Origin of the sequence: Cohnella algarum, from assembly GCF_016937515.1 — a bacterium.
In the GTDB taxonomy this organism is placed as follows: Bacteria; Bacillota; Bacilli; order Paenibacillales; family Paenibacillaceae; genus Cohnella; species Cohnella algarum.
This window is the reverse complement of record NZ_JAFHKM010000002.1, coordinates 5,419,168-5,445,286: the sequence shown is the minus strand read 5'-3', so window position 1 is coordinate 5,445,286 and position 26,119 is coordinate 5,419,168. Positions and strand designations below refer to the sequence as shown.

General features: G+C 59.2%; 31 protein-coding genes, 1 tRNA gene and 1 pseudogene. All 33 read left to right on the top strand.

The genetic code is table 11. The annotated features are described in order from the left end of the window. Positions 1-16 precede the first annotated feature (16 nt). The 33 genes and pseudogenes from JW799_RS24620 (at position 17) to aroH (ending at position 25,900) form a co-directional block, all read left to right on the top strand. Positions 17-646, top strand: a complete 630-nt coding sequence (locus tag JW799_RS24620) for a hypothetical protein (protein WP_080838632.1) — start codon at positions 17-19, stop codon at positions 644-646. Beyond that, a pseudogene (locus JW799_RS24615) lies at positions 646-1,559 on the top strand (YIEGIA family protein). Before JW799_RS24620 ends, JW799_RS24615 begins: the two are co-directional and overlap by 1 nt. Further along, positions 1,552-1,731 carry a capping complex subunit for YIEGIA gene (locus tag JW799_RS24610; protein ID WP_080838638.1) on the top strand — a complete coding sequence of 60 codons (180 nt, stop codon included), beginning with the start codon at positions 1,552-1,554 and terminating at the stop codon, positions 1,729-1,731. Before JW799_RS24615 ends, JW799_RS24610 begins: the two are co-directional and overlap by 8 nt. A 98-nt stretch (positions 1,732-1,829) precedes the next feature. Further along, positions 1,830-3,152, top strand: coding sequence for a ribosome biogenesis GTPase Der (gene der / locus JW799_RS24605; RefSeq protein WP_080838641.1), 1,323 nt, complete (start codon positions 1,830-1,832; stop codon positions 3,150-3,152). An 11-nt stretch (positions 3,153-3,163) separates the two neighbouring features. Next, the gene (gene plsY / locus JW799_RS24600) at positions 3,164-3,781 is read left to right on the top strand and encodes a glycerol-3-phosphate 1-O-acyltransferase PlsY (RefSeq protein WP_080838644.1); all 618 of its coding nucleotides are present in this window, start codon (positions 3,164-3,166) and stop codon (positions 3,779-3,781) included. Continuing rightward, complete coding sequence (locus JW799_RS24595) at positions 3,771-4,823, top strand: NAD(P)H-dependent glycerol-3-phosphate dehydrogenase (protein ID WP_205432125.1); 1,053 nt, start codon at positions 3,771-3,773, stop codon at positions 4,821-4,823. Before plsY ends, JW799_RS24595 begins: the two co-directional genes overlap by 11 nt. A 90-nt stretch (positions 4,824-4,913) precedes the next feature. Beyond that, positions 4,914-5,189 carry a stage VI sporulation protein F gene (locus tag JW799_RS24590; protein WP_080838647.1) on the top strand — a complete coding sequence of 92 codons (276 nt, stop codon included), beginning with the start codon at positions 4,914-4,916 and terminating at the stop codon, positions 5,187-5,189. Positions 5,190-5,346: 157 nt separating this feature from the next. Further along, positions 5,347-5,964, top strand: a complete 618-nt coding sequence (locus JW799_RS24585) for a nitroreductase family protein (RefSeq protein WP_080838649.1) — start codon at positions 5,347-5,349, stop codon at positions 5,962-5,964. Positions 5,965-6,108: 144 nt separating this feature from the next. Next, positions 6,109-6,288: a DUF2768 family protein gene (locus tag JW799_RS24580; RefSeq protein WP_080838651.1), complete on the top strand. Its 180-nt coding sequence runs from the start codon at positions 6,109-6,111 to the stop codon at positions 6,286-6,288. 29 nt (positions 6,289-6,317) lie between these two features. Beyond that, positions 6,318-6,611 carry a 2Fe-2S iron-sulfur cluster-binding protein gene (locus JW799_RS24575; protein WP_080838653.1) on the top strand — a complete coding sequence of 98 codons (294 nt, stop codon included), beginning with the start codon at positions 6,318-6,320 and terminating at the stop codon, positions 6,609-6,611. 28 nt (positions 6,612-6,639) lie between these two features. Next, positions 6,640-7,257: a nucleotidyltransferase domain-containing protein gene (locus JW799_RS24570; RefSeq protein WP_205432122.1), complete on the top strand. Its 618-nt coding sequence runs from the start codon at positions 6,640-6,642 to the stop codon at positions 7,255-7,257. After that, complete coding sequence (locus JW799_RS24565) at positions 7,235-7,594, top strand: 2Fe-2S iron-sulfur cluster-binding protein (protein ID WP_205432119.1); 360 nt, start codon at positions 7,235-7,237, stop codon at positions 7,592-7,594. Before JW799_RS24570 ends, JW799_RS24565 begins: the two co-directional genes overlap by 23 nt. Positions 7,595-7,611: 17 nt before the next feature. Then, positions 7,612-8,367 carry a DUF3939 domain-containing protein gene (locus JW799_RS24560; protein ID WP_080838660.1) on the top strand — a complete coding sequence of 252 codons (756 nt, stop codon included), beginning with the start codon at positions 7,612-7,614 and terminating at the stop codon, positions 8,365-8,367. Between the two features lie 257 nt (positions 8,368-8,624). Then, on the top strand, positions 8,625-10,103 hold the full coding sequence (gene spoIVA / locus JW799_RS24555) for a stage IV sporulation protein A (protein ID WP_080838661.1): 1,479 nt from the start codon (positions 8,625-8,627) through the stop codon (positions 10,101-10,103). Between the two features lie 1,107 nt (positions 10,104-11,210). Then, positions 11,211-12,359, top strand: coding sequence for a sugar ABC transporter substrate-binding protein (locus tag JW799_RS24550; protein WP_080838670.1), 1,149 nt, complete (start codon positions 11,211-11,213; stop codon positions 12,357-12,359). 111 nt (positions 12,360-12,470) lie between these two features. Further along, positions 12,471-13,955 (top strand): sugar ABC transporter ATP-binding protein, encoded by a 1,485-nt coding sequence (locus JW799_RS24545; RefSeq protein ID WP_080838672.1) that lies wholly within the window; start codon positions 12,471-12,473, stop codon positions 13,953-13,955. A gap of 2 nt (positions 13,956-13,957) precedes the next feature. After that, positions 13,958-14,944, top strand: a complete 987-nt coding sequence (locus JW799_RS24540; protein WP_176220845.1) for an ABC transporter permease — start codon at positions 13,958-13,960, stop codon at positions 14,942-14,944. Positions 14,945-15,079: 135 nt separating this feature from the next. Next, positions 15,080-15,352, top strand: coding sequence for an HU family DNA-binding protein (locus JW799_RS24535; RefSeq protein ID WP_080838679.1), 273 nt, complete (start codon positions 15,080-15,082; stop codon positions 15,350-15,352). Positions 15,353-15,436: 84 nt separating this feature from the next. After that, positions 15,437-15,513, top strand: a tRNA-Pro gene (locus JW799_RS24530). Positions 15,514-15,651: 138 nt separating this feature from the next. Next, positions 15,652-15,879 carry a trp RNA-binding attenuation protein MtrB gene (mtrB, locus tag JW799_RS24525; RefSeq protein ID WP_080838682.1) on the top strand — a complete coding sequence of 76 codons (228 nt, stop codon included), beginning with the start codon at positions 15,652-15,654 and terminating at the stop codon, positions 15,877-15,879. A 79-nt stretch (positions 15,880-15,958) separates the two neighbouring features. Then, positions 15,959-16,504, top strand: a complete 546-nt coding sequence (locus JW799_RS24520; RefSeq protein WP_139787274.1) for a hypothetical protein — start codon at positions 15,959-15,961, stop codon at positions 16,502-16,504. A 99-nt stretch (positions 16,505-16,603) separates the two neighbouring features. Further along, complete coding sequence (locus JW799_RS24515) at positions 16,604-17,479, top strand: heptaprenyl diphosphate synthase component 1 (protein ID WP_205432118.1); 876 nt, start codon at positions 16,604-16,606, stop codon at positions 17,477-17,479. A 5-nt stretch (positions 17,480-17,484) separates the two neighbouring features. After that, positions 17,485-18,204: a demethylmenaquinone methyltransferase gene (locus tag JW799_RS24510; protein ID WP_205432117.1), complete on the top strand. Its 720-nt coding sequence runs from the start codon at positions 17,485-17,487 to the stop codon at positions 18,202-18,204. After that, on the top strand, positions 18,201-19,076 hold the full coding sequence (locus tag JW799_RS24505) for a UbiA-like polyprenyltransferase (protein WP_205432116.1): 876 nt from the start codon (positions 18,201-18,203) through the stop codon (positions 19,074-19,076). The genes JW799_RS24510 and JW799_RS24505 overlap by 4 nt, the downstream gene beginning before the upstream one ends. After that, on the top strand, positions 19,070-19,699 hold the full coding sequence (locus JW799_RS24500; protein ID WP_205432115.1) for a UbiX family flavin prenyltransferase: 630 nt from the start codon (positions 19,070-19,072) through the stop codon (positions 19,697-19,699). The genes JW799_RS24505 and JW799_RS24500 overlap by 7 nt, the downstream gene beginning before the upstream one ends. Next, positions 19,692-20,570, top strand: a complete 879-nt coding sequence (locus tag JW799_RS24495) for a menaquinone biosynthesis protein (RefSeq protein WP_205432113.1) — start codon at positions 19,692-19,694, stop codon at positions 20,568-20,570. Before JW799_RS24500 ends, JW799_RS24495 begins: the two co-directional genes overlap by 8 nt. Before the next feature lie 4 nt (positions 20,571-20,574). Continuing rightward, positions 20,575-21,549, top strand: a complete 975-nt coding sequence (locus JW799_RS24490) for a polyprenyl synthetase family protein (RefSeq protein WP_080838698.1) — start codon at positions 20,575-20,577, stop codon at positions 21,547-21,549. A 50-nt stretch (positions 21,550-21,599) separates the two neighbouring features. Further along, positions 21,600-22,043, top strand: a complete 444-nt coding sequence (ndk, locus tag JW799_RS24485) for a nucleoside-diphosphate kinase (RefSeq protein ID WP_080838700.1) — start codon at positions 21,600-21,602, stop codon at positions 22,041-22,043. A 31-nt stretch (positions 22,044-22,074) separates the two neighbouring features. Then, a complete protein-coding gene (locus tag JW799_RS24480) occupies positions 22,075-22,890 on the top strand; it encodes a CheR family methyltransferase (RefSeq protein ID WP_205432111.1) in 816 nt (271 codons plus the stop codon). A gap of 52 nt (positions 22,891-22,942) precedes the next feature. Further along, entirely contained in the window at positions 22,943-23,104 is a 162-nt protein-coding gene (locus tag JW799_RS24475; protein ID WP_176220846.1) for a hypothetical protein, read from the top strand. A 137-nt stretch (positions 23,105-23,241) separates the two neighbouring features. Then, on the top strand, positions 23,242-24,411 hold the full coding sequence (aroC, locus tag JW799_RS24470) for a chorismate synthase (RefSeq protein WP_205432108.1): 1,170 nt from the start codon (positions 23,242-23,244) through the stop codon (positions 24,409-24,411). After that, a complete protein-coding gene (aroB, locus tag JW799_RS24465) occupies positions 24,411-25,529 on the top strand; it encodes a 3-dehydroquinate synthase (protein ID WP_205432094.1) in 1,119 nt (372 codons plus the stop codon). The genes aroC and aroB overlap by 1 nt, the downstream gene beginning before the upstream one ends. Next, complete coding sequence (gene aroH / locus JW799_RS24460; protein ID WP_080838706.1) at positions 25,526-25,900, top strand: chorismate mutase; 375 nt, start codon at positions 25,526-25,528, stop codon at positions 25,898-25,900. The genes aroB and aroH overlap by 4 nt, the downstream gene beginning before the upstream one ends. The last annotated feature ends 219 nt before the right edge of the window (positions 25,901-26,119 follow it).

The following is a 26,119-nucleotide window of genomic DNA, read 5'->3' as shown; positions in this document are numbered from 1 at the left end:
GGAAGGAGTTTTCCATATGCCTGTTTGGTTTGCGGCGGGAATCGGCTGGCTCATCGCATCGGTTTTATGGTGGAGCGGCTGGCGGAACGAATTGGCGGAAGGGGTGCCCGGCCGCTGGGCCGGCCTGTATTTGGCCGGCTGGCCGTTCGCCTGCGCGGCGGCATGGATGGTCCCTGACGGATTTTCGTTGAACGGCTCGTTTGGGTGGACGGTCATGTTTGCGCTCGCTTTATTTGGCCTGATGGATGCGGATCAGAGGTGGATGAGCCTTGCGGCGGCGATGTTTATCGCGGCGGCCGTGCTGTTTCTCTTCAGCTTGGCGTCGATGTCGAAGGGGGAGAAATTCGACGCGTTTTCGCTTGCGGCCGTCGCCGCCGGGATTGTCGCCGCGACGATGCTCGGTACCGCCGTCGAGCAGCTTGCGGCGGTATTCCTGGGCTGCCTGGCCGCTTCGCTCGCCATGTCGGGTTTGTTCGGGCAAACGTGGTTTCAGCATTCGGACGCGGCCGGATCGGTCGGGATTCACCCGTGGTGGCTATCCGTTTTTGCGGCAAGATCGCTCTCGCTCGTTTTAAGGTTTTTATCGAACCGCTTCGGCGGGCGGGAAAACCCGGACGGTTGGGACGAAGGAGGAGAAAAGGTTTGATGTTGCATTGGATCCGCGATAATATCGCGTTGTTCGGAGTCGGTTTGGGCACCTTGTTCGGCGTGTTGTCCCGGTTTGTTATGCTCCGAAGCGATTACCGCCAATATCCGGCCTACCCGCACGGACGCATCATTCATTCGGCGCTCGGACTTATTGCCGGCGCGCTGGGAGCGGTCGCGGTGCCGGCCCTGCTCGACAAAGACTATACCGCGATAACGTTTTTGGCGCTTGCCGCCCAGCAGTTCCGGGAAGTGCGGAATATGGAGCGGAACACGCTGACGGCGATTGACGAGCTGGAGCTCGTGCCCCGGGGCGCGGCTTATATCGAAGGCATAGCCGTCGTGTTCGAAGGAAGAAACTATTTGTCGATTTTGGCCGCTTTTTTGACGAGTTTGGCGGTAAACGTTGCGGCATGGTGGACCGGCATTATCGTCGGTTTGCTCTATTTGGCGCTCATGCTCCGGTTTCGGAACGGGAAGACGCTCAAGGATGTCGCCGACATCGAGCTTGCCGACATCAAGCTGGACGGACCGAACCTGTATGTGGGGAAGTGTATATGATGAACGTCGGCCTTGAGGACAATCGCCGGATTATCGCGGAGCAAGGCATCGGCTTTCTCATATCGCCGAAATCGGACGATGCGAAGGTGACGCTCGCGAATTTGGGACAGCGGCAGGCGATTTTGCACGATGTGTCGACCCGGCTCGGCGTCTACAGGGACGACGGGGATCCGGCTTTGCTGCCGCTCGCGAAGCTCAGGCTGCCGACGGGCCAGCTCGGACTCCTCGTTTTGCCGAGGGAGCGCGATCCGGAGAAAGCGATGAAGGCCGTGACCGGAGTGCCGCTGCTCGAAGCGGCCGTCCGGATGCCGACGGAAGCGAATCGCCGAAAAGGGAGCGTGCAGCATGGCTAGAATCAGCGCGATCGTCACGACGCGGAAGGAGGAAACGGCGGGAGGCGCTCCGATCTTCTGGACGCCGGACCGCGAGAAGCTGCAGACACTGGCCAATTTGCTCGAAAAGGTGCTCGATTGCGCGGCCCATCAGCTTCATGAGGATTTGATCATTATCGTGGACCGAAATTGACGGGCTTGGCGCGGAATAACCGTTAGCCAAGGCGAAATATTTTTGTTATGATGTAGGCTGAGTGTATCGAGGTTACCAATTTTGAGGAGTGAACTTGAATGGCAAGACCCGTCATCGCCATCGTGGGTCGGCCGAACGTAGGCAAATCGACGATTTTCAACCGGATAATCGGCGACCGGCTGGCAATAGTGGAAGACAAACCGGGAGTAACGCGCGACCGGATATACGGAACGGCCGAATGGAACGGCGTCGCTTTCAGCGTCATCGATACGGGCGGTATCGAAATCGACGGCGAAGACGGCCTGCTGAGGCTGATCCGCATGCAGGCGGAACTTGCGATCGAAGAAGCCGACGTGATCGTCTTTATGGTCGATGCCAAGTCCGGGCTGACCAATGCCGACGAAGATGTGGCCCAAATGCTGTTTCGATCGGGCAAGCCCGTCGTGATCGCGGTTAACAAAGTGGACAATTTTCAGCGCATGGACGATATATACGAATTTTACGCGCTAGGCTTCGGAGATCCGGTGGCGGTATCCGGCGCTCACGGCATCGGCATCGGCGATTTGCTCGATGCGGCGGTGTCCAAGCTGCCGGCGAAGGAGGACGAGCATTACGACGACGACGTCATCAAGGTCGCGCTGATCGGACGGCCGAACGTAGGCAAGTCGTCGCTCGTCAACGCGATTTTGGGAGAAGAAAGAGTCATCGTCAGCGACGTGGCGGGAACGACCCGGGACGCGATCGATACGCCGTTCGAGAAGGACGGCCAGAAGTACGTCCTGATCGACACCGCCGGCATGCGCAAGCGCGGCAAAGTGTACGAAACGACGGAGAAATACAGCGTCATGCGCTCGATGAAGGCGATCGAGCGGGCGGACGTCGCGCTTATCGTCATCAATGCCGAGGAAGGCATCATCGAGCAGGACAAGCATATCGCAGGATATGCGCACGAACTCGGCAAAGCCTCCGTGTTCGTCGTCAACAAGTGGGACGCGGTGGAAAAAGACGACAAAACGATGCAGCAGTTCACGAACGCGCTGCGCGATCATTTTCTTTTCATGCATTACGCGCCGATCGTCTTTTTGTCGGCGCTTACCAAGCAGCGCTTGCATCGCCTGTTTCCGGTCATCGACCGCGTCGCCGAACAGCATGCGATGCGGATTCCGACGCACGTCTTGAACGACATCGTCGCGGATGCCGTCGCGGTAACGCCGCCGCCGACCGACAAGGGCCGCCGCCTTCGCGTCAACTATGCGACGCAGGTGTCGGTCAAGCCGCCGACGCTGCTCGTGTTCGTGAACGATCCGGAATTGATGCATTTTTCTTACGAGCGGTATTTGGAAAACAAAATTCGGGCTGCATTCGAGTTCGAGGGGACCCCGCTTAGGATCTACACTCGCCGCAAGTCCGATCAGGAATAGGGGAGACGGAAGTGTCGGGTGTAATCGCAGCGATAGTCGTCAGTTACTTGTTAGGATCGATTTCGTTCAGCATTCTCGTGGCGAAATGGCTGCGCAAAATCGATATCCGCGACCACGGAAGCGGCAATGCCGGCGCCACCAATACGCTGCGGGTTCTCGGCAAAGGACCCGGCATCGCGGTGTTCGTTCTCGATATCGCCAAGGGCGTCGCCGCCGTGTTCATCGGCCGCGCGCTGATGGGGGACGAGTACGGCTGGCTGCCGGTCGCGAGCGGCCTGGCCGCCATTGCCGGTCACAATTGGCCCGTGTTTTTCAAGTTCAAAGGCGGCAAAGGAATCGCGACGACGATCGGCGCGATGGCGACGCTCGCCCTCGTGCCGTCGCTGATCGCGGGAGCGGTCGCGATCGCCGTGATCGCCGCCACTCGCTACGTCTCGCTTGGCTCGATGCTGTTCGCGGCGTTGCTGCCGATCATCGCCGCGATCGGCGGATTCGACCGGTCCGTCGTCTGGGGGGCGGTCATCGTGGCGGTGCTGGCGATCTTCCGCCACCGCAAAAACATCGTCAAGCTGCTGAACGGCACGGAAAACAAGCTCGGAAGCAAAAAGGAGGAGCCCCATGGCGCCTAAATCGGTTGCCGTGCTGGTTGCCGGCAGTTGGGGGACGGCGCTGGCCCGCGTGCTGGCCGACAACGGCCGCTCCGTTACGCTATGGACGAGGAGCGAGGAGCAAGCCGCCGAAATTCGCGAATCGCACCGCAACCGCAAGTATTTGCCGGAGGCGCAGCTGCCCGAATCGATGACGGCAACCTCGGACATGGCGATAGCGCTGAAGGACGCGGAAGCGGTTTTGTTCGTCGCGCCCTCGGCCGCGATGCGCCAGGTAGCGGCCGATGCCGCTTTACATATTCGACCGGACGCGCTTGTCGTCCATGCGACGAAGGGCTTCGAAGGGGAAACGCTCAAGCGCATGTCGACCGTCATCGCCGAAGAGCTTGGCCGTCCGGAGGAACAAATCGTCGTGCTGTCGGGACCGAGCCACGCGGAGGAAGTGATCGAGCGCCATCCGACGACGGTGGTCGTCGCCTCCCGCTCGAAGGAGCGCGCGGAGCAAGCCCAGGATTTGTTCATGAACGACAACTATTTCCGCGTCTATACGAATCCGGATATCGTCGGCGTGGAGACGGCCGGCGCCATCAAAAACATCATCGCGCTCGGGGCGGGGCTTTCCGACGGACTCGGCTTCGGCGACAACGCCAAGGCGGCGCTCATTACCCGCGGACTCGCCGAAATCGGCCGGCTCGGCGAGGCGATGGGCGCAAAGGCGCTCACGTTTGCCGGCCTGGCCGGCGTCGGCGATTTGATCGTCACCTGCACGAGCAAGCACAGCCGCAATTGGCGGGCCGGTTCGATGCTCGCGCAAGGCCTTCGGCTGGAAGAGGTGCTGGAGCGCATGGGAATGGTCGTCGAAGGCGTGCGAACGACGAAGGCGGCATTCCGGCTGGCGCAGCGTTACGGCGTGGAGATGCCGATTACGCGCGAACTGTACAAGGTGCTGTTCGAGGGGAAGGCGCCCGAAGAGGCTGTCGGCGCCTTGATGGGCCGGGTCCGCACGCACGAAATCGAGCCGGGCGCCCTGTCGGCATCCGAAGGGGACGAACAACGCAATTAGCGGATGCATAGAAGGCTGGCGCCCCAAGCCCTCACCGTTTTCCTCCTCTCCTCATAGGATACATTGCAGAAGATCCGGAGGAGGGAAACGATGGACAAGAAAATTTCCAAAGATATTTTGAATACTGTCAACAAAAAAACCGGCAAAGCGATTTCCGAATCGTCGATCAAAAAAATCGCAAGCCACGTAACGCCGAATACGCTGCAAAGCGAGGCGCAGATCCGGCAGCTCGTCAAGCAGGTTTCGGCGATGGCCGGCGTGCCGGTTTCGGAAGAAACGACCCGCGAAATTATTTCCGCCGTCAAAAAAAGCGGAATGAAATTGGATAATCTGGAAAGCCTCATGAAAATGATGATGAAAAAGTAGTCGCCCGGCCGCTGCGGGAACCTCCTCTTCCTTGGAAGAACGAGGTTCTTTTTTTTCCGAATAGCGCCCGCATCGGCGGGAAAAATGAAATCGATCGGCCCGGGAACGGATCGCGGGCCGATGACGGTCATTCAACCGACAGGAGGTAGCGGATCTTATGTCCCATACGGCAACGGCAGCCGATTTTTTGACGGCCGTCAAGGCGAGGCGCTCCTATTACGCGATCGGCAAGGAATCGCCCGTTTCCGACGAGCGGATCCATCAGCTGATCGAAGAAGCGGTCAAGCATACGCCTTCGGCATTCAACTCCCAGAGCACCCGGATCGTGCTGCTGCTCGGGGCGCAGCATGACAAATTGTGGGACATGACGGAGAACGTCTTGCGGGGCATCGTCGGCGACGAGAGCAAATTCCAGTCGACGAAGGAAAAGATGGACTCTTTTCGCAACGGACACGGAACGGTGCTGTTTTTCGAGGACCAGGAGGTCGTCAGGCAGCTTCAGCAGCAATTTGCCCTGTACAAGGACAATTTTCCGGTTTGGTCCGAGCACGCTTCCGCGATGCACCAGTTTGTCGTTTGGACAAGCCTGGAAGCCGAAGGGCTCGGGGCGTCTTTGCAGCACTACAACCCGATTATCGACGACGAAGTGAAACGGACGTGGAACCTTCCGGACAGCTGGAAGCTCATTGCGCAAATGCCGTTCGGGAAGCCGCTGGCAGCCCCCGGGGAAAAAGAATTCCAGCCGCTCGAGCAGCGCGTGAAAGTGTTCAAGTGACGATCGTCCGCGAATGAACGGGCCAGCCGGTCGGGTTTCCGATCCGGTTGGCTTTTTTCGTGCTAAGGCCCGGTTTTATTTTTCCTCGTTAAAATGTTATAATATTTACCGTTTTGTAGGGTTAATCGGAAAGGAACGGCGCACATGGATCCAATGACGAAAATGTGGGTATCGTTTGTCGGAATCGGCCTGATGATCGTCTCGGCCATTCTCATTATGTTCGCCCGCGCCAAAACGAAGGGCATTATCCGTTTCGTCCTGTCTCTTGTTTCCTTCGCGGTGTTGATGCTGGGGATGATTTTCGGACTCTTTTCCATCATTTAAAATGTTTTTTGAGAATTGGAGGGTCATGCATGCTGACGTTAACCGGACGAACCCTCACCCGAACGGCCGAGCCGCCGGTCGGCTCGACGCTGCTCGAAGCCGCCGTCAAGCTCGGCGTCGATTGGCAATTCAATTGTTCGCGAGGAACGTGCGCGCGCTGCCGCTGTCTCGTCAAGGAAGGCCGGGAGTTGCTTGCCGAGCCGAACGACGCGGAATGGAACCGTTTGGATCCGGAAGAGCTGGAGGAAGGCTACCGCCTCGGGTGCCAGGCCGTCATCGAACGCGCCGGCACGATCGCGGCGGTGAATCGGACTTATTTTTGAATTTCGCATCCGGAAAGAAGGGAATGCCTTGCTAACGCCGAATCTGGAATTCGCCGCGGAACGGTTGGCCGAATTGACGAGAGACTGCGGCGTACGCTGGATTGTGGGCGGCAGCGCGGCGCTTGCGATGCGCGGGGCGGAATTGGGACGTCCGCCGAGAGATTTGGATATTTACGCGGACGCGCAGGATATTCCCGTTTTGCATCGCCGTCTGAGCGAGGCGGCGCTCGACCGTCCGACCGAGGATCGGACGGGCCGCTACCGTTCCGTCCTGTCCCATTACGATCTGATGGGAACGACGGTGGAGCTGGTCGGAGCGTTTCGCGTCGGCTCGAGAAACTCGGTTTACAATACGGAAGTCGCCGCCATTTTGTATCCGATGAGCGATCGGGTGCGGCTTGCGGCGGGAGAACTGGCGCTCGCTCCGCTCGGGCACGAGCTGCTCTTTAATTTGCTGCGGGAGCGCTACGATCGGGTGGAGACGGTCGCGGGGCTTATCCGCGCGAATCCGGAGGCGCATCTCGCGGGGCTTCGCCGTTTGCTCGAACGCAACCGGTTGGCCTCCGACGTCGCCGAGGAAGCGCGGCGATTGGCCGGAATCGGCGAGAAGGGGGATCGCGCCGATGACGCGCCGCGAATTCGTTAACGCCGTGTTTCTGCCCGACGGCCAATCGGTCAAAGTCCGTGCCGGCACGACGGTCCTGGAAGCGGCGCGCAAGGCGCGGGCGAACGTTCGGACCCGCTGCGGCGGCGTGGCCGGCTGTTTGATGTGCAAGGTTTCCGTCGACGAAGCGAACCGGTCCGGTTTGAGCGAGCCGACGGCGGCGGAGCTGCGGAAATTGGGACCGCTTGCAGAGCAGGGAACGCGTTTGGCCTGCCAGGCCAGACTGCTCCGGGATGCCGTCGTGCAGGTGCCCGAGGATCCGCTCAAGGCGGCCGTACGCAAAAAATTGGCCGAACAGGCGGAGGAAGATTTGTGGTGAAACGTAGGGGGAAGACGATGAGGATTTCGTTTGGGAAACGGATCGGGCTCTTGCGGCGCGCGGCAGCCTGCGGATTGGCAGCCCTTGTTCTGCTGTCGCTCGGGGGATGTTTGTATCCGGACGACCACACGCCTGGCGGCAGCGCTTCGGCCCGCGAAGCGGTGAATGCGGTGCAGGACGCGGTGGACCGGTATCAGGCTTCGACCGGCCTGCTGCCGATCGTGACGGCGGACGAGACGGTGCCGATCTACGAGAAATACAAAGTGGATTTGGCCAAGCTGCAGCGAATGGACTATTTGGGAAGCATTCCTCGGGTCGCCTTCGAAAACGGCGGCAAGGACCAGTTTCTCCTTATCGACGAAGAAACCGATCCGACCGTCAAGCTGCTCGATTTGACCGTTTACCAGAGCGCGTCGGACGTACAGAAAAAAGTAGACGAATACGTCAGCAAGCGCGGCGGAGAGGTCCCGCTGGGCGAACAGCTGTATCCCGGGTTTTACGTGCTGGATTTTGCCAAGCTCGGGACCGGCGAGCCGGATATTCGCAGCATGTTTTCCGGGCAAAGCCTCGCCTTCCTGACGGACGAACAAGGGACGGTGTACCTCGACTACGGAGCCGACATCGCGACCGCCGCCGCCAAATCGGAAACCGATCCCGGTACGTACGACGATCTTCGCCGCTTGCTGGCGGAAGCCTCTTATTACGTCCCGGTCAAATCCCCCGTCTACAAATGGGTGGAAGGCGCGCCTCAGGCGACGCGCGAACAAGTCTAGCAAAACGAAGCTTGCCGCTCTCCGATTTTTCGGAGGGCGTTTTTTTGCGTACGGCGACATACGCGTTGCCCGGAATACATACAATCATGGGGGAACGAGCGCGACTTAAGGAGTTTGCGTTGCGCACGAATTTTTTGTTCAGCCGTCATAAACGGAATTTTCCCACATACTATTTTACTAGTCCAAGTTCGTGTACGAGTTCCGTCGCGCTGACGGATTCACGCAGGCTTCGCGATTAAGCAGGGGAGGGAATCGAAGTGGAAAAAGTGGACATTTTCAAGGATATCGCCGAACGCACGGGCGGAGATATCTACCTCGGGGTCGTCGGCGCCGTCCGGACAGGCAAATCGACCTTCATCAAGCGGTTTGTGGAAACCGTGGTGCTGCCTAACATTACGCACGAAGCGGATCGCGTCCGCGCGATCGACGAGCTTCCGCAAAGCGCGGCGGGCCGTACGATTATGACGACGGAACCGAAATTCGTTCCGAACAATGCCGTTCAGATCAAAGTGGCGGAAGGGCTGGAGGTCAACGTCCGGCTCGTGGATTGCGTCGGCTATACCGTCGAAGGGGCGAAAGGCTTCGAAGACGAAAACGGCCCGCGGATGATTACGACGCCCTGGTTCGAGGACGCGATACCGTTTCAGGAAGCGGCCGAAATCGGGACGCGCAAGGTCATCCAGGAGCATTCCACGCTCGGCGTCGTCCTGACGACCGACGGAACGGTCGCGGAAATTCCCCGCAGCGCCTATATCGAAGCGGAGGAACGGGTCGTCCAGGAGCTCAAGGAAGTCGGCAAGCCATTCGTCATGGTGGTCAACTCGACCCGGCCGCGCAGCGAGGAAGTGCAGTCCCTTCGCAGCGAGCTGTCGATCAAATACGACATTCCGGTCATCGCGCTCAGCGCCGCCACGATGGGCGAGGAAGAGGTCATGAGCGTGCTGAGGGAAGTGCTGTACGAATTCCCGGTGCACGAAGTGAACGTCAACCTGCCGAGCTGGGTCATGGTGCTGAACGAGAAGCACTGGCTGCGCGCCAGCTACGAAAATTCCGTTCGGGAGACGGTCAAGGACATTCGCCGGCTGAGGGACGTCGACCGCGTCGTCTCGCAGTTTATGGAATACGATTTTATCGGCCGGGCGGGGCTCAGCGGCATCAATATGGGCCAAGGGGTAGCCGAGATCGACCTGTTCGCCCCCGACGAGCTGTACGATAAAATTTTGCAGGAGGTCGTCGGCGTCGAAATTCGCGGCAAAGACCATTTGCTGCAGCTGATGATGAGCTTCGCGCACGCCAAACGGGAGTACGACCGCTTCGCGGAAGCGCTCGAGATGGTCAAGACGACCGGCTACGGCATCGCGGCTCCTTCGCTGGCGGAAATGGCGCTCGACGAGCCAGAGCTTATCCGCCAGGGCTCCCGCTTCGGCGTCCGGCTGAAGGCGACGGCGCCGTCGATTCACATGATCCGCGTCGACGTCGAATCCGAATTCGCGCCGATCATCGGCACCGAGAAGCAGAGCGAGGAGCTGGTCCGCTACCTCATTCAGGATTTCGAAAAGGATCCGATCAAAATATGGGAATCGGACATGTTCGGACGTTCCTTGCACTCGATCGTGCGCGAAGGCATTCAGGGCAAAATCGCGATGATGCCGGACAACGCGCGCTACAAGCTGCAGGAGACGCTCGGCAGGATCATCAACGAAGGCTCGGGCGGCCTGATCGCCATTATTCTGTAAACCGAACCCCATACGATGTTTTGAACCGCGCGGAGGGAGACCTTTGCGCGGTTTTTTGATTCAATTCTCAACCGTGCGATAGCGCCCGGGCAAGCTTGCGGGCACAGGCGCGCGCCGCTCGCGCTGCGGGAACGTTCTCCGGCAACACCCCCATCCGCTTCGGGAGTCAGCCCTGCCTACCGCGGCCCGGTTGAGGCATGGTGACACAACTTGCCCCGCCAACCGCAACCGGCTTTACGTACTTGAGTCAAAATGACTCCTCTCCGCCCTCCGTACGAACGCCGCTGTAATCCTAACGGTCTATGCCAAATTCACCGCATTTAAATTACACGGTTTGCTTGCCGCGCCGGTTCCGCTCGGCCGAAGGATGGAAAGCCGCTGGAGCGGAAAACCAGGAACCATTAAGCCGGTTGAAACTTGCGCGTTGAAACCTATGTTGGATTTTGTCCAATCGGCGAAGCGAATAACGAAGTATATTCGATCTACAGTGGATTTTATCCAACGAGAAACGACCATTTCGACCGGAAATGAATGAAATCGGCTCCCCCGATTGGACGAAATCCAACGTAGACAAAACGTTTCACGAAAAAGCCGGTTTTGATTGGATAAAATCCACTGTAGGCACCCTGAGCTGGATAAATCAAGGCAGTGGGGGCATTGCGAAGGCGGCATTTCGGGAATCTTGCGGACAGCAGAGCCGTTGTTTCGGTTCGAGCGGGTCTAATAGCAGAGTATTGCAAAAGCGTGCCCTGTGCCGGGAACGCCGTATCGAGCTCATCTACGGGCGGGGGAAGAGGAAGGCGGGGACGGGAGAAGGTGGCGAGTACGGCTGTTGAAGGGGGCACGAGAAGAAGGTGGCGAGGACGGGAAAAATGCGAAGGCAGTTGAAGGTGACGATCACGGGCGAAAGGCAGCCGCCCCGATAGCCGCGCAATTCGCGATTTTAGACAAAACTATTGAAACTTCGACAAAATTCTCATAAAATCGGATATTGTTAGTTGTCATTCGATAATTTATATAAAACCGATTGACATAGTTGGTAATAGAGGATATAGTAACTATTGCAAACTAGAGTACTCGGACTTTCTTGGGGGAGGAACAAACGAAATGAAAACCAAAACTCGTTATAGCGCATGGATTGCGCTGGCCATGGCGCTCGTGCTGGCGCTGACCGCTTGCGGCAGCCAAGGCAACTCGAACGGAGGCGCCAGCCCTTCGGCATCTTCGCCCGCGGCATCGCCTTCCGAATCCGCATCGCCGTCCGGCTCGGCCGAAGCGCTGCCCGCCGACGTCGAAGCGCTGAAAGGCAAAAAAATCGCGCTCGTCATGCAATTTATGCAAGGCACGTTTTCCGCTCAATACGTCGACGGCGTCAAAAGCCAAGTCGCGAAATACGGCGGCGAATTGACCGTATTCAACGCAAACGGCGATCTGAACGTCATGGCTTCCAACCTGGACAACGCGGTGAACCAGAAGTTCGACGGCATCCTGATCGACCACGGCAATGCGGAGGCGCTCGGCGCCGGCGTGCAGAAGGCGGTTGCGGCAGGCATTCCGGTCGTGGAGTTCGACGCCGGCCTGGAAGTCGAAGGCGTCACCAGCGTCGCGCAGAACGACAAGCTGCTCGCGCAAAAAACGTTGGAACAGCTCGCCAAGGACGCGGGCGGCAAGGGCAACATCGTCAAAATTTGGGTGGCCGGCTTCGCGCCGATGGAACGCCGTCAGTCCGCATACGCGGAATTTTTGGCCGCCAATCCGGACATCAAGGAAATTTCCGGCTTCGGCCAATTCGAAAACGCCCAATTGAACGCGCAAACGCAAATGGAAGCGGTATTGAAGCAAAATCCGGAAAAAGGCAGCATCACCGCCGTCTGGGCCGCTTGGGACGAATTCGCCAAGGGCGCGGCTACGGCGATCAAGCAAGCGGGACGCACGGAAATCAAGCTGTACGGCATCGACCTGACGGACGAGGACCTGGCCCTGATCCAAGACCAGGACGGCGCTTGGGTCGGCAGCGCGGCGGTCGATCCGAGCTCGATCGGCGTCGTGCAAGTCCGCTACTTGTATCAAAAGCTGCACGGCGACACGACCGATGCCCGCGTCGAGCTGGAGCCGGTATACGTGAGCCGCGACGCGCTGCCGAAGGACAAGCAGGTGACGACGGCGGAGCTTTCCGAGTATATCCCGGAATGGGGCCAAACCGAAACCGGGAACACGGATTACCTGAAGCAGCTCGAGCAATCCGTAGGCGCATAATTGCAGAAGTTGCTCATTCGGAGCCGGCGCGGAATTTTTCCGCGCCGTTTCCTGCTGTCCGGACCATGAGAAGGAGGGGAATTACGAGTGTCTAAGCGAAGCGGGCTTGAAATGAAACGCATCTCCAAATCGTTTTCCGGCGTTCCGGCGCTGGCATCGGTCGATTTCAGCGTGCAAGGCGGCGAAATTCACGCGCTGCTCGGCGCGAACGGCGCGGGCAAAAGCACGCTGATGAAGGTGCTGTCCGGCGCGTACGAAGCGGATGACGGCAGCATCGAGCTGAACGGAGAGAAGCTTTCGGTCGGATCCCCCGCCGATGCGAAAGCGGCGGGCATTCACTGCGTTTACCAAGAGGTCGATACGTCCCTCGTTGCCCATATGACGGTGGCCGAAAACATTTACCTGGACAGGCTGGCTTCCTCGCGCGGCGGAGCGTTCGTCAAATGGAGCGGCATGTTCGACGCTGCCGAGAGCACGATGCGCCAGCTGGGGCTGGATATTCCCGCGCGCAAGCGGGCCGGCGAGCTCAGCCTCGCCGAGAAGCAACTCGTCCTGATCGCGCGGGTGCTGGTGGAGGAGGCGAAGGTCGTCATTTTGGACGAGCCTACCGCTCCGCTGAGCATCGAAGAGGCCGAGCGGCTGTTCGTCATCATGAACCGGCTCAAGTCCGCGGGGATCGCGGTCATTTTCATTTCGCACCGGCTGCCCGAAGTGTTCCGCATGTGCGACCGCATTTCGGTCATGCGGGACGGCCGGATGATCGTCACCGAGAAGACGGACAAGCTTGCGCCTCCCGACGTCATCCGGGCGATGCTCGGCCGAAGCTTCGAAGAGGAATATCCGAAGCGCGAAGCCGCCATCGGCGAAAGGCTGCTCGAGGTCAAGGGGCTTGCGGCCGGGCGAAGGGTGCGCGGCGTGAACTTCGACGTCCGCAGGGGCGAAATCGTCGCGATCGTCGGGCTCGTCGGGGCCGGAAAGACGGAACTGTCGCGCCTGCTGTTCGGCGCCGATCCGGCCGACGAAGGCCGCGTCGAAATGAACGGCAAGCCGGTGGACTTGTCTTCGCCCGCCGCGGCCTTTCGGGACGGCATCGTTCTCGTTCCGGAGGAGCGGCGCAAGGAAGGCATTCTCGTGAAAGAGTCGGTGCTGCGCAACCTGAGCCTTCCGGTGCTGCGTACGATCAGCCGTCTGGGCGTCCTTTCCCCGGCGGTCGAACGGAACTATGCCGACGGCCTGATCGGACGGCTCGGCATCAAGGCGAGCTCTCCGTCCCAATTGACGGGCACGCTCAGCGGCGGCAATCAGCAAAAAGTCGTCATCGGCAAATGGCTTCAAACCGATGCCGAGCTGTTCGTGCTGGACGAGCCGACGAAAGGGGTGGACGTCGGCGCGAAGCGGGACATTTTCAATATCATCGGCGATTTGGCTCTTCAGGGCAAAGGGGTGCTGTACTTGACCTGCGAATTTGCCGAAGCGCTCGGCCTTGCCGACCGCATACTCGTCATGTGCGACGGGCGCATCGCGAAACAATTCGCCCGCGGAGAGGCGACTCAGGAAGACTTGCTTTATTATGCCAGCGGCGGCCAGGAGGAATGAAAGTGAAAAACAAGGTGCTGGATTTTTCGTTCAAATACGGGGCGCTTATTTTCATCGGCGTCATTTTGCTGTTTTTCTCGCTTTACAATCAATATTTCTTCACCTATTCGAATTTGACCGACATTCTCCGGTCGATCTCGATCGTCACGTTCGTCGCCATCGGGGTGACGATTTCGCTTATGGTGGACGGCTTCGACCTGTCCGTCGGTTCGACGGTGTCGCTTTCTACGGTCGTCACCGCCACGCTCATGATCTGGTACGAAATGCCGCTCGTGCTCGTCATCGTGATTCCGCTGCTCGTCGGCGCGGCCGTCGGTCTGCTCAATTCGCTGCTCATCGTCAAAATCCGGATTCCGGATTTGCTTGCGACGCTCGCGGTCATGTACATCATCAGCGGTCTTCACCGGACGTATACGAAGGGCTACTCCATTTACAACAACATGCAGTTGACCGACGGCTCGAAAGCCCCGGGCAAAATGTACGACTCGTTTTTGTGGATCGGGCAAGGCAAGCTGCTCGGCGTCCCGTTTCCGGTCATTCTCATGATCGTTGCCGTCGCGGCGGCGCACCTGTTTTTCAAATATACCCGCTGGGGCAGGCAGCTGATCATGACGGGCGGAAACGAAGAGGCGGCGCGCCTGTCCGGCCTCAAGGTGAAACGCGTGCGGATGTGGGCATACGTCGCCTCCGGCGTGTTCGCCGCGATCGGCGGCATCCTGTTCGCCTCCCGCGTCGGCAGCGGCCAGATCGACGCCGGAGCCCCGCTGCTGATGGAGGCGGTCGCCGCCGTGTTCGTCGGTTATTCCGTTTTCGGCGCGGGCCGGCCCAATATCATCGGCACGTTTGTCGGGGCGGTGCTGACCGGCATTTTGATCAACGGCCTGACGATGCTGAACGTGCAATATTACGCGACGGACATCGTCAAGGGCGGCGTGCTCGTGCTGGCGCTTGCCGTCACCTTCATTCACCTGACCCGGCGAAAATCCTGATCCGCGCAAGGGGCGCGACGCCGCCGAACGCCGAACTTCGCGTCCCGCTTGAAACTTCGCCGCCGTTGTGTGTATAATTTCTGATGAAACGGATAAACAGTTAACAGGCCAGTATCCGCCCGGGGAGGTGAAAGCATGAACAAAACCGAACTGATCGCCAAAGTATCCGAACTGGCCGATCTGTCCAAGAAGGATGCAACCCAAGCGGTTGACGCCGTATTCGATGTCATCTCGGAAGCGCTCCAAAAGGGAGACAAGGTCCAGCTCGTCGGCTTTGGCAATTTTGAGGTGCGCGAACGTTCCGCCCGCAAGGGGCGCAATCCGCAGACCGGCGTAGAAATCGAAATTCCGGCAGGAAAAATTCCCGCATTCAAGCCGGGGAAAGCGCTCAAAGAAGGCATCAAATAAAAATTCGGCTTTTGCTTAGTTTTGTGATGGTTTCAGGGTTGCGAAAAGCCGATGTCCTGTGCTATAATCACTCTCGTATTCTTTCGGGGTATAGCGCAGACTGGTAGCGCGCACCCTTGGGGTGGGTGAGGTCGTGGGTTCAAATCCCGCTACTCCGACCATGACATACTTACACAGAACTGCTTTTTCGCGGGCTTCGCGGAAAGGCAGTTTTTGTTTGACAGAGAGAAACGCATCCCTCATCATGGGACATGATAGAAAGATAAAGAATAGCTAAAGAAGAGGGAGGGGAAGGGAAGATGGAGTCTGTTCCCGCTCAAGGAGAATACATCGTAGTCAAAGCCAAGGAAAACGGCGTCAACGTGATCGGCCTTACCCGAGGCCAGGATACCCGGTTCCATCATACGGAAAAGCTGGACCGCGGCGAAGTGCTGATCGCGCAATTTACCGATCATACGTCCGCGATCAAAATTCGCGGCAAAGCGACGGTCATGACCAAGTACGGAGTGGTCGAAACCGACGTTTGACAGATCTCTCTGTCATAGCTTCTCCTTTCGCGATGTACAATGAGAATGGGACAACATCGCGGCAAGGGGAGGGATGGCGTTGAGCTTTCTGCGAGCGTGGCTTGGACTTGCCGCGTTTGGATTCGTTTTGGCGGTCGCGCTTGGACAATTCGCGGCGCGGGAGCCTTTGGCCCGGGACGCCGGGGAAAGCGCGGCCGTGTTTACGCCGATTCGCGTCTCGAAAATGTCGGACGATACGATCGTGGATGCGTTTATCAAGCTTCCGTTTGCCAACCGTTTGACTCGGGTCATCTGGGAGAACGGCATCCTTTCCGTCGATTTGACGCTTTCGCCGGAGTCGGATCGGCCGGAGCGGCTGTGGAACGACGTCCGGCAAATCGTCGGCTTGTCTTTCGAGCGCATGCCGAATGTTCGCCAGGTGCTGCTCCGGTTTTTCCGGGAAGACGAACGCGGCCGAACGCTGCTCGTATCCGCCGATTCGCGCGCCGGCGACTGGACCGCTTCGGATCTTGCCGGGCTGGACCGCGAGGCGGCAGGGGAACGCGCGCCCGCCTGGACGGAGAAGCTGAGGCTTTCCTGGACGACGGATGGAAAACGCTGGGCTGGAAATATTACAAATGAATGAAACCTGCCATGCAGTTATGCGGGGGAACGGCAGGTATGTTATAATAGATGAAATTTAAGAGAACGAATGGTTTGCTGCGGATGCTCGGAGGCATAAACGATGACACGTAACCGATTGGCACAAATGGCCGGGAAATATATGGAATACGATATGATCCAGATCCATACCGAGCTGCCGGAATTTCCGGAAGCGCGGATCCGTTTGCTCCATGCGATGCTTGCGTACCAAGCGGAGAGCGCGCAGCACAGGGAACTGCTCGCGATCGTCACCTCGCTCGCGCAGATGGGACTCGACACGCACGATCTGGTGGAGAACGAATCCGCCGCGGAACGCGGCGGATTGCTTGTTATGCGCGCGAGGCAGCTTAAGGTGCTTGCGGGCGATTATTTCAGCGGCCGCTTTTACCATTTGCTCGCCCAGGCCGGCCAGGTCGATATGATTCGCCGGATCGGGGATGCGATTTGCGAGCTGAACCGGATCAAAATCGGGTTCTACGCGAAGATGAGACAGATGAAGCTGAACGCGGAAGAGTATTTGACTCACGGGGCGGAATTGAAATCCGGCTTGTTTTTGTCGTTTAACCATCTGATGACCGGCCTGTACGAACGGCTGTGGCCGGAAATCATGGACCGGTTCAGCCGCTGCGAGCTGCTTCTGCAGGAGCTTGGCAAGCTGGAGAAACCGACCGACCTGAGCGGCAGCTGGGGGTTTTGGCACGTGCTGGAGGAAGGCGCCGACGAGGATAGACGGGCGCTCGAGGAGAAGCGGGAGGACGCCGGCCTTCTCCGCCAGCTCATGGTCAAATATTCGGTATCCGAAAAGCTTTCCGGCATGCTGCATCAAACGGCGATGCAATTGCAGAGCCTGCTGGCGCGGATGCCTTCCGACAAACTCGCGCAGGAATTGGCTCCGCTGGTCGCCCCGTTTTTCCGGGCGGCGGCGCCCGTATCCGCAGCAGCTACCGAATTGGGGTGAACCGAATGGATGCCGAGTCCAAACAAAACCATGTCCATTCCGTATTCGAGAGCATCGCGCCTCAGTACGATAGAATGAACGATATATTGAGCTTCCGCAGGCACAAATCGTGGCGCAAGTTCACGATGCGCAAACTCGCGCTGAAGCCCGGCGAGACGTCGCTCGATCTGTGCTGCGGCACGTGCGACTGGACGATCGCGCTGGCGCAAGCGAGCGGCACCGGCCGCACCGTCGGGCTCGACTTCAGCAACAACATGCTGGAAATCGGGCGGGCGAAGGTGAAGAAGCTCGGGCTGGACAAGCAGATCGAGCTGATCCAGGGCAACGCGATGTCGCTTCCTTTTCCCGACGATTCGTTCGATTACGTGACAATCGGCTTCGGCCTCCGGAACGTGCCCGATTACATGCAAGTCCTGAAAGAGATGAGGCGGGTCGTGAAGCCGGGCGGGAAAATCGTCTGCCTGGAGCTGTCGAAGCCCGAAAAGCAACCGTTCAAAGGCATTTATTTTTTCTACTTCGAAAAGCTGCTTCCGCTGCTTGGCAAGTGGATCGCGAAACGCTACGAGCAGTACCGTTGGCTGCCCGAGTCGCTCGCGACATTTCCCGATATGCAGGCGCTTGCCGAGATGTTCCGCGAAGCCGGCACGCGCAACGTGCGCGTTTACCCGCTGACCTTCGGCATCGCGGCGCTTCATATCGGCACGAAAGGGAACGACCATCCATGATCCGCAAAATTCGCATCTTCCTTGAAATGATCAAAATCGAGCATACGCTGTTCGTGCTTCCGTTCGCTTACATCGGAACGATTCTCGGCGCCGTCACCGAAAACGGCGCGCTGCCGACGTGGGCCCAATGCGGATGGATACTGCTCGCGATGGTGGGGGCTCGTTCGGCCGCCATGGGGCTGAACCGCGTCATCGACAAAGCGATCGACGCGCGCAATCCGCGAACGGCCAATCGGGCGATTCCGGCCGGCTTGCTGAAATCGGCCGAAGTCCTCGTTTTCATCGTCATTTCGTTCGTCTTGCTGTTCTGGGCCGCTTCCCAGCTCAACAGCCTCGCGGTCAAGCTTATGCCGATCGCCGTCTTCATGACCGTTTTTTACTCCTATACGAAGCGATTCACCTGGGCTTGCCATTTATTTCTCGGCTTGACGCTCGGCCTGGCTCCGCTCGGCGGATGGGTGGCGGTGACCGGAACGATTTCGCTGCCGGCTATCGTGCTGTATTTGTCCGTGGCGTGCTGGACGGCGGGGTTCGATATCATTTACGCCTGCCAGGACATGGAGTTCGACCGCAAGGAAAAGCTCCACTCCATTCCCGCCCGTTTCGGCATCGCCGGCGGGCTGCGGTTCGCGCGTTTTTTGCATCTTCTGACGTTCGCGGGCTTCGCGGCGCTGATCGCGCTGACGGATTTGAGCTGGTGGTACTTGGCCGGAATCGTCGTCGCCGGCGCGCTGCTCGTCTACGAGCACCGCATCGTCAGCCCGAACGACCTGAGCAAGCTTAACAAGGCGTTCTTCACGATGAACAGCGTCCTCAGCATGGTGATGTTCGCCTTTACCTTCGTCGATCTCGTATTGGTGCGCGCATGGTAAGGGCCGAACGCGGGGAAGGCGCGCGTCGCTGGGTCGTCGGGATTACCGGAGCGAGCGGGGCGATTTACGCGGTGACGCTTTGCCGCGAGCTTCTCGCTTCGGGCTATCATTTGCACGTCGTCATTTCCGAGGCGGGGTGGCGGGTGCTCAAGGAAGAGCTCGGCTGGAACGCGACGAAGCGCAAAGAATCGCTATATCGGGGACTCGGAGTCGAAGAAGGCGACCCGCGGCTGACGTTCCATCCCCCGTCCGATATCGGGGCTTCGATCGCAAGCGGCTCGTTCCGCGTCGAAGGCATGGTCGTCGTGCCGTGCTCGATGGGGACGCTGTCGGCGATCGCGCACGGGTCGTCGGACAATTTGCTGGCTCGCGCCGCCGACGTCATGCTCAAGGAAGGGCGGCCGCTTCACCTGGTGCCCCGCGAGACGCCTTTGCACGCGATCCATCTGGAAAACATGCTGAAGCTTGCGCGTCTCGGGGTGCGGATCGTGCCGGCGATGCCGGCGTTCTATTACGGGCCGCAAACGCTCGAGGACGCGGTCAGGTTCATGGTGGGCAAGGTGCTGGACGGCATGGGGATTCCGCACCATCTGTTCAAAAGGTGGGGAGAGGCCGATGAATAACGCCCGCCGCCCGCTTCGCGTAGGCCGCATCGATTACGCCAACGTGTGGCCCGTGTTTCATTATTTCGATCCGGCGCGGCTGAATGGCGAAATCGAAACGGTGCGCGCCATGCCGGCGGAGCTGAACCGGAAGCTGCGCGAGGGCGAGATCGATATTTCCGCCGTTTCCTCGTTCGCGTTCGGCTTGTCCGCCGACGATTACTGGCTGCTGCCCGATCTGTCCGTCAGTTCCCTGGGCCGGGTGCAATCGCTGCTGTTGTTCCTGAAGAAACCTCTCGCCCAGGCGCTGAACGGAAGGATCGCGCTGACGACGACTTCGGCGACGACCGTAAATTTGTTGAAAATCATCGTCGAGAAATTTTACGGAGGCCGACCGACATACGAAACGGCGGAGCCTTCGCTTGAGGAAATGATGAAAAAGGCGGACGCCGCGCTGCTCATCGGCGATCACGCGATCCGCGCCTCGTGGCAGAACCATGGCTACCAGGTCATGGATTTGGGGGAAAAGTGGCGGGAGCGGACCGGCCATTGGATGACGTATGCGGTTTGGGCGGTCCGCCGGGATGCCGCGGCGGCCAACCCGGAAGCCGTTCGCGATATCTACCGCGAATTCGTTCGTGCGAAGGAGCTCGCGGCGCGGCGGCCGGAGCCGCTGATCGCAGAGGCCGTCCGCCGCATCGGCGGAGACGAAACGTACTGGAAAGGTTATTTCGACGGATTGAGCCATGATTTCTCCGCTTCGCAGCGGGCGGGACTTCAGCTCTATTTTCGTTACGCGAAGGAGCTCGGCCTGATGGACAAGGCGGTGACGCTGTCCGAATGGTCCGAATCCGTTTCGGCCGACGCGGCCGGTATCCGATACCAAGGGTGAATTTATGAAATTAATGCAGCTGTACGCAGCGATGAGAAAAGACCTGAACGCGATCGAAGACACGCTCGCCCAAAGCGTCGCCTCGGAGATGCCGCTTCTGAACGAATCGGCCCAGCATCTGCTGAAGGCCGGCGGCAAGCGGCTGCGTCCGGTTTTCGTCCTGCTCGGGGGGAAGTTCGGCGACTATTCGCTAGACCGGCTGAAATACGTGGCGGCTTCGCTGGAATTGATCCATATGGCGTCGCTCGTGCACGACGATGTCATCGACGACGCCGAGACAAGGCGGGGGCAGCCGACCGTCAAAGCGAAATGGGACAACCGGATCGCGATGTACACGGGCGATTACATTAACGGCAAGGCGCTCGTCGTGGCAAGCGAATTGAACGACCCGCGGATTCACCAGATTTTATCTTCGGCGATCGTGCAGATGTGCATCGGGGAAATGGAGCAAATCCGCGATTTTTTCAACACGGAGCAAACCGTCCGCAACTACTTGCTCCGCATTCGCCGCAAGACGGCGCTGCTCATCGCGATCAGCTGCCAGTTGGGGGCGATCGCGGCGGGCGCTTCGAAGGAAGTGAGCGGCGCCCTGTACCGTTTCGGGTACCAGGTGGGGATGGCTTACCAGATTACGGACGATTTGCTGGATTTGTGCGGTACGGAAAAAACGATCGGCAAGCCGCCGGGAAGCGATTTGCGTCAGGGAAACATCACGCTGCCGGTCATGTACGCGCTGCAGGAACCGGACATCCGCCCGGCCTTGCTTCGGGAAATCGAACGGATCCGGCAAAGCGAGAACGAAGCCGACTCGAAGCAAGCGGTGAAGCTCGTCCGCGCAAGCGGCGGCATCCGGGAAGCGGAGCGGCTTGCGGATCGCTTTATCGCCAAAGCGTTAAAAGCGCTGGAGGCGATTCCGGACATCCCGGCCAAAAAAAATCTGGCCGATATCGCGAAGTTCGCGGCCGAGCGAAAATATTGAAAATATGGTAAACTCTTTTCAAGACGGATTCCGGGGAGGGAAATAGCGTCATGGAACGGACATATGTGATGGTCAAGCCCGACGGCGTGCAGCGAGGACTCATCGGCGAAATCGTCGGACGTTTGGAGAGAAAGGGATTGAAGCTCGTCGGAGCCAAGCTGATGCAGGTGACGCCGGAGCTGGCGGCCCGCCATTACGCGGAGCACGTGGGCAAAGATTTTTACGCGCGGCTTATCGAGTTTATCACCTCGGGACCGGTGTTCGCCATGGTATGGGAAGGCGATCAGGCGGTATCGGCCGCCAGGCAGCTGATCGGCAAGACGAACGGGCTGGAAGCGGCCCCGGGGACGATTCGGGGGGACTTTGCCTTACATACGAATTACAATCTCGTTCACGGCTCCGATTCGGTTGCGAGCGCGGAACGGGAAATCGGCATTTTTTTCGCCGAAAGCGAGCTTGCTACATACGAGAAAGCCGTTCAAATCTGGATTTGACGGCATCCACGCGGGGAGAGTATAAACGGGCATGACTGAATGGGGGACAAGCAAGGCGCCTCGGTCTGCGGAGGACGAAGATTTTGCCCGCTTTGTGGCCGACATCCGGAAAGCGACATCGATCGATTTGTCTCAATACAAAGAGACGCAAATGCGCAGGAGATTGACGACGCTGCGGCTCAAGCACGGCTTTCTTGACTTCGCTTCCTATTTCAAGGCGCTCATGAGCGACAACAGGCTTCACAACGAGTTTTTGGACCGGATGACGATCAACGTTTCCGAGTTTTGGCGCAATCCGAATCGCTGGCAGGTGCTGAAGGACAAGTTTTTGCCGGCCATACTGAAGAACAATCCCCGTTTGAGTATTTGGAGCGCGGCTTGTTCGACCGGCGAAGAGCCGTATACGATCGCCATGATTCTCGATTCGCTTCGCGCGCTGGATGCGTCCAGCGTGCTGGCGACGGACATCGACGACGGGGTGCTGGCGAAGGCGAAGGCCGGCGTTTATTTGGAACGGTCGCTAAGGGACGTGCCTCCGGAATTCGTCCGGAACTATTTCCGGGAGGCGGACGGGGCTTATCACGTGAGCGACCGCCTGAAAAAGGCGGTCCGCTTTCAGAAGCAGAACCTGCTGCTCGACCGGTTCGGCGACAATTACGATCTGATCGTCTGCCGCAACGTCATGATTTATTTTACGGAAGAGGCGAAGCAGGATTTGTACAGGAGGTTCGCTCAGGCGCTCAAGCCCGGAGGACTGCTGTTCGTCGGGAGCACCGAGCAAATTTTTTCCCCGGGGCAGTACGGGCTCGAAACGTCGGAGACGTTTTTCTACCGCCGTTCCGTATGAGCTTGGGGGCGGCGCGCGATACTATGGATAACCTAACGTCCCGGAGGGATTCATGGACAAGCGCAAAGTGATCGAAGCTTATCGCCGCCGCTTGATATCTTCGCAGGAATGCGCGCAAATTCTCGGCCTCGACAACGTGGCATTGATCGGTTTTTTGCGCGAGACGCCGCAGAGCCGTCCCGATATCGCCAAGCAGCAGCCCGTCCGCACGTGACGGGCTGTTTTCTTGTCAAATTCTTCGGGGCTGTACTATAATGAGCAAAGACGTTTACAGGACGCCATTGACGAGCGATTGCCGGCGGTGCAAGGAACCGGGGTGCGGCTCGATTGAATTTTAGGAGGTCACTACAGTTGAGTTTACGTTATTTGACCGCGGGGGAAACGCACGGTCCGCAGCTTACCGCCATTATCGAAGGATTGCCCAGCAATTTGGAACTGGATTTCGAAGCGCTTAATTTTCAACTGCAGCGCCGGCAGAAGGGCCACGGCCGCGGGCGGAGAATGCAAATCGAAAAGGACGAAGCTCAAATCGTAGGAGGCGTCCGCCACGGCAAAACGACCGGAGCGCCGGTCGCGCTTGTCGTTGCGAACAACGACTGGAAGCATTGGACGGCTGTCATGAACATCGAGCCGATCGAAGGCAGCGACGAAACGAAGCGCCGGGTTCACCGTCCGCGTCCGGGGCATGCGGATTTGAACGGCGGTTTGAAATACAATCTGAAAGACCTGCGCAACGTGCTGGAGCGGTCCAGTGCGCGCGAGACGGCGGCCCGCGTCGCGGTCGGCGCGGTGGCGCGCCAGCTGCTCGCGCAATTCGGCATCAAGGTCGCCGGCCGCGTCGTTTCCATCGGCGGCATCCGCGCCCCGCTGCCGGAAATGCCGATCGACGAGCTGATCGAGCGGACGGAGCAATCGCCGGTTCGCGTCGCGGACGCGGATTCCGAGCAGCGGATGATCGAGCTTATCGACAAAACGAAGGCCGACGGCGATTCGATCGGCGGCGTCGTCGAATGCATCGTGGCGGGACTTCCGGTCGGCCTGGGCAGCCACGTGCAATGGGACCGCAAGCTGGACGGGCGGATCGCGCAAGCGGTCGTCTCCATCAACGCGTTCAAGGGCGTGGAGTTCGGCATCGGCTTCGAAGCAGCCAATCTTCCGGGCTCGCAGGTGCACGATGAAATCATGTATTCGCCGGAGCGCGGCTATTACCGGGCTTCCAACCGGCTCGGCGGCTTCGAGGGCGGGATGACGAACGGGGAGCCGATCGTCGTGCGCGGCGTCATGAAGCCGATTCCGACGCTGTACAAGCCGCTGCAAAGCGTCGATATCGACACGAAGGAACCGTTTACGGCCCAGGTCGAGCGTTCGGACGCGTGCGCGGTTCCGGCGGCGAGCGTCGTCATGGAAAGCGTCGTCGCCTGGGAAGTCGCCAAAGCGTTCCTCGAGAAATTCGGCGGCGATTCAATGGATGAAATCCGGGCGAATTACGACCGCTACTTGGAACAGGTGGCGGAGTACTGATGGCGGAGACGGGAATTCGGGAGCTGAAGGTGGAGCTTGGCGACAGATCGTATCCGATCCTGATCGGAAGCGGGCTTCTCCGGCAATGCGGAACGTTGTTCAAGGAGCGGGGCTTTCCGGCGAAATCGCCGATTTTGCTCGTGACCGACGCCGCGGTGGAACATTTGTACGCCGGCACGGTGGAACAATCGCTGCGCGAGTCGGGGTATGCGGTCGCTAGAGCCGTCGTGCCTTCGGGCGAGAAGTCCAAATCGCTGACGGCTTTCGACGATCTGATTACGGCGGCTCTCGAAGCGGGACTCGACCGCAAGTCGACGGTCGTCGCGCTCGGGGGCGGGGTCGTCGGCGATCTTGCCGGGTTCGTTGCGGCCTCGTATATGAGAGGGGTCCGCTTCGTGCAAATGCCGACGACGATTCTGGCGCACGACAGCAGCGTCGGCGGAAAAGTGGCGGTCAATCACCGCCTGGCGAAAAATATTATCGGAGCCTTCCATCAGCCGGATTTCGTCCTGTACGATCTGGACACGCTCGTCAGCCTTCCGGCGCGGGAAGTGAGCGCCGGCTATGCGGAAGTCGTCAAGCACGGGCTGATCTGGGACGCGGAGTTCGCGCGCTGGTGCGGCGACAACGCCGAGCGTTTGATGAGGCTGGAGCCGGACGCGCTCGGACGCGCGCTTTACGAAGGCTGCCGCGTCAAATCGATTGTCGTGTCGAAGGACGAGCGGGAAAACGATTTGCGCGCCATTCTCAATCTCGGCCATACGATCGGCCATGCGCTCGAAGCGGTAGCGGGTTATGGCGAGCTGCTGCACGGCGAGGCGATCGCGATCGGCATGGTCGGTTCCGCCCGCCTTGCCGCAAAGTTCGGATATGAGGCGAGCATCGAGACGGAGACGGAATCGCTCATGCGCAAGTTCGGCCTGCCGGTGCGGATTCCGGAAGCTTACGACACCGACGCGATCATGGCGGCGATGATGCACGACAAAAAGTTCAGCGAAGGAAACATGGTGTTCGTCGTGCCGACGGCGATCGGAACGGTCGAAATCCGCAACGACGTCCCGGCCGTCTGGGTCCGCGAAATCGTGGAAAGCTTGAAAGGAGAATCCGTACGAAGATGAGCGTAAGGGGAATCAGAGGCGCGATTACGGTCGAAACGAACGAAACGCAGCCGATTTTGGACGCCACGCTTGAGCTGCTGAGAGCGATCGTCGAGGCGAACGGGACGGCTCCCGAGGATATTTGCAGCATTTTCGTCACCGTGACGCAGGATTTGGATACGGCGTTTCCGGCGAAGGCGATCCGCATGCTGGAAGGCTGGGAATACGTTCCGCTCATGTGCTCGGTGGAAATTCCGGTCAAGGGCGGCCTGGAAAAATGCATCCGGCTGATGGTTCACGTCAATACGGACGTTCCGCAGTCGGAAATTCATCATGTTTATTTGGGAAGGGCGCAGGCGCTCAGGCCGGATCTGGCCGAATCGAAGGGCTGATCCGTTGACGCAAGCGGCGCGCAATGCTATAGTGATGGTATGACTTGGCGCGGAACCTTCGGCCGCAGGGACGAAAACTTACGCGAAAGTCCATGAACGACGAGCAGAGACGAGATGAGCGGAGTTGCCGGCGAACGGGAATCGAACGATTTTCGCTTCGTAGTCGGCAAGGAGCGGCGGCCGTATGTCCGGAACCGGGCATGGCGGATTTTAAGCCCT

Bases quoted from the DNA above. Each gene is read 5' to 3' on its own strand.
- JW799_RS24620 (WP_080838632.1), top strand. From the start codon at position 17: ATGCCTGTTTGGTTTGCGGCGGGAATCGGCTGGCTCATCGCATCGGTT.
- JW799_RS24610 (WP_080838638.1), top strand. From the start codon at position 1,552: ATGGCTAGAATCAGCGCGATCGTCACGACGCGGAAGGAGGAAACGGCG.
- der (WP_080838641.1), top strand. From the start codon at position 1,830: ATGGCAAGACCCGTCATCGCCATCGTGGGTCGGCCGAACGTAGGCAAA.
- JW799_RS24595 (WP_205432125.1), top strand. From the start codon at position 3,771: ATGGCGCCTAAATCGGTTGCCGTGCTGGTTGCCGGCAGTTGGGGGACG.
- JW799_RS24590 (WP_080838647.1), top strand. From the start codon at position 4,914: ATGGACAAGAAAATTTCCAAAGATATTTTGAATACTGTCAACAAAAAA.
- JW799_RS24585 (WP_080838649.1), top strand. From the start codon at position 5,347: ATGTCCCATACGGCAACGGCAGCCGATTTTTTGACGGCCGTCAAGGCG.
- JW799_RS24580 (WP_080838651.1), top strand. From the start codon at position 6,109: ATGGATCCAATGACGAAAATGTGGGTATCGTTTGTCGGAATCGGCCTG.
- JW799_RS24575 (WP_080838653.1), top strand. From the start codon at position 6,318: ATGCTGACGTTAACCGGACGAACCCTCACCCGAACGGCCGAGCCGCCG.
- JW799_RS24565 (WP_205432119.1), top strand. From the start codon at position 7,235: ATGACGCGCCGCGAATTCGTTAACGCCGTGTTTCTGCCCGACGGCCAA.
- JW799_RS24560 (WP_080838660.1), top strand. From the start codon at position 7,612: ATGAGGATTTCGTTTGGGAAACGGATCGGGCTCTTGCGGCGCGCGGCA.
- JW799_RS24550 (WP_080838670.1), top strand. From the start codon at position 11,211: ATGAAAACCAAAACTCGTTATAGCGCATGGATTGCGCTGGCCATGGCG.
- JW799_RS24545 (WP_080838672.1), top strand. From the start codon at position 12,471: ATGAAACGCATCTCCAAATCGTTTTCCGGCGTTCCGGCGCTGGCATCG.
- JW799_RS24535 (WP_080838679.1), top strand. From the start codon at position 15,080: ATGAACAAAACCGAACTGATCGCCAAAGTATCCGAACTGGCCGATCTG.
- mtrB (WP_080838682.1), top strand. From the start codon at position 15,652: ATGGAGTCTGTTCCCGCTCAAGGAGAATACATCGTAGTCAAAGCCAAG.
- JW799_RS24515 (WP_205432118.1), top strand. From the start codon at position 16,604: ATGACACGTAACCGATTGGCACAAATGGCCGGGAAATATATGGAATAC.
- JW799_RS24510 (WP_205432117.1), top strand. From the start codon at position 17,485: ATGGATGCCGAGTCCAAACAAAACCATGTCCATTCCGTATTCGAGAGC.
- JW799_RS24505 (WP_205432116.1), top strand. From the start codon at position 18,201: ATGATCCGCAAAATTCGCATCTTCCTTGAAATGATCAAAATCGAGCAT.
- JW799_RS24500 (WP_205432115.1), top strand. From the start codon at position 19,070: ATGGTAAGGGCCGAACGCGGGGAAGGCGCGCGTCGCTGGGTCGTCGGG.
- JW799_RS24495 (WP_205432113.1), top strand. From the start codon at position 19,692: ATGAATAACGCCCGCCGCCCGCTTCGCGTAGGCCGCATCGATTACGCC.
- JW799_RS24490 (WP_080838698.1), top strand. From the start codon at position 20,575: ATGAAATTAATGCAGCTGTACGCAGCGATGAGAAAAGACCTGAACGCG.
- ndk (WP_080838700.1), top strand. From the start codon at position 21,600: ATGGAACGGACATATGTGATGGTCAAGCCCGACGGCGTGCAGCGAGGA.
- JW799_RS24480 (WP_205432111.1), top strand. From the start codon at position 22,075: ATGACTGAATGGGGGACAAGCAAGGCGCCTCGGTCTGCGGAGGACGAA.
- JW799_RS24475 (WP_176220846.1), top strand. From the start codon at position 22,943: ATGGACAAGCGCAAAGTGATCGAAGCTTATCGCCGCCGCTTGATATCT.
- aroB (WP_205432094.1), top strand. From the start codon at position 24,411: ATGGCGGAGACGGGAATTCGGGAGCTGAAGGTGGAGCTTGGCGACAGA.
- aroH (WP_080838706.1), top strand. From the start codon at position 25,526: ATGAGCGTAAGGGGAATCAGAGGCGCGATTACGGTCGAAACGAACGAA.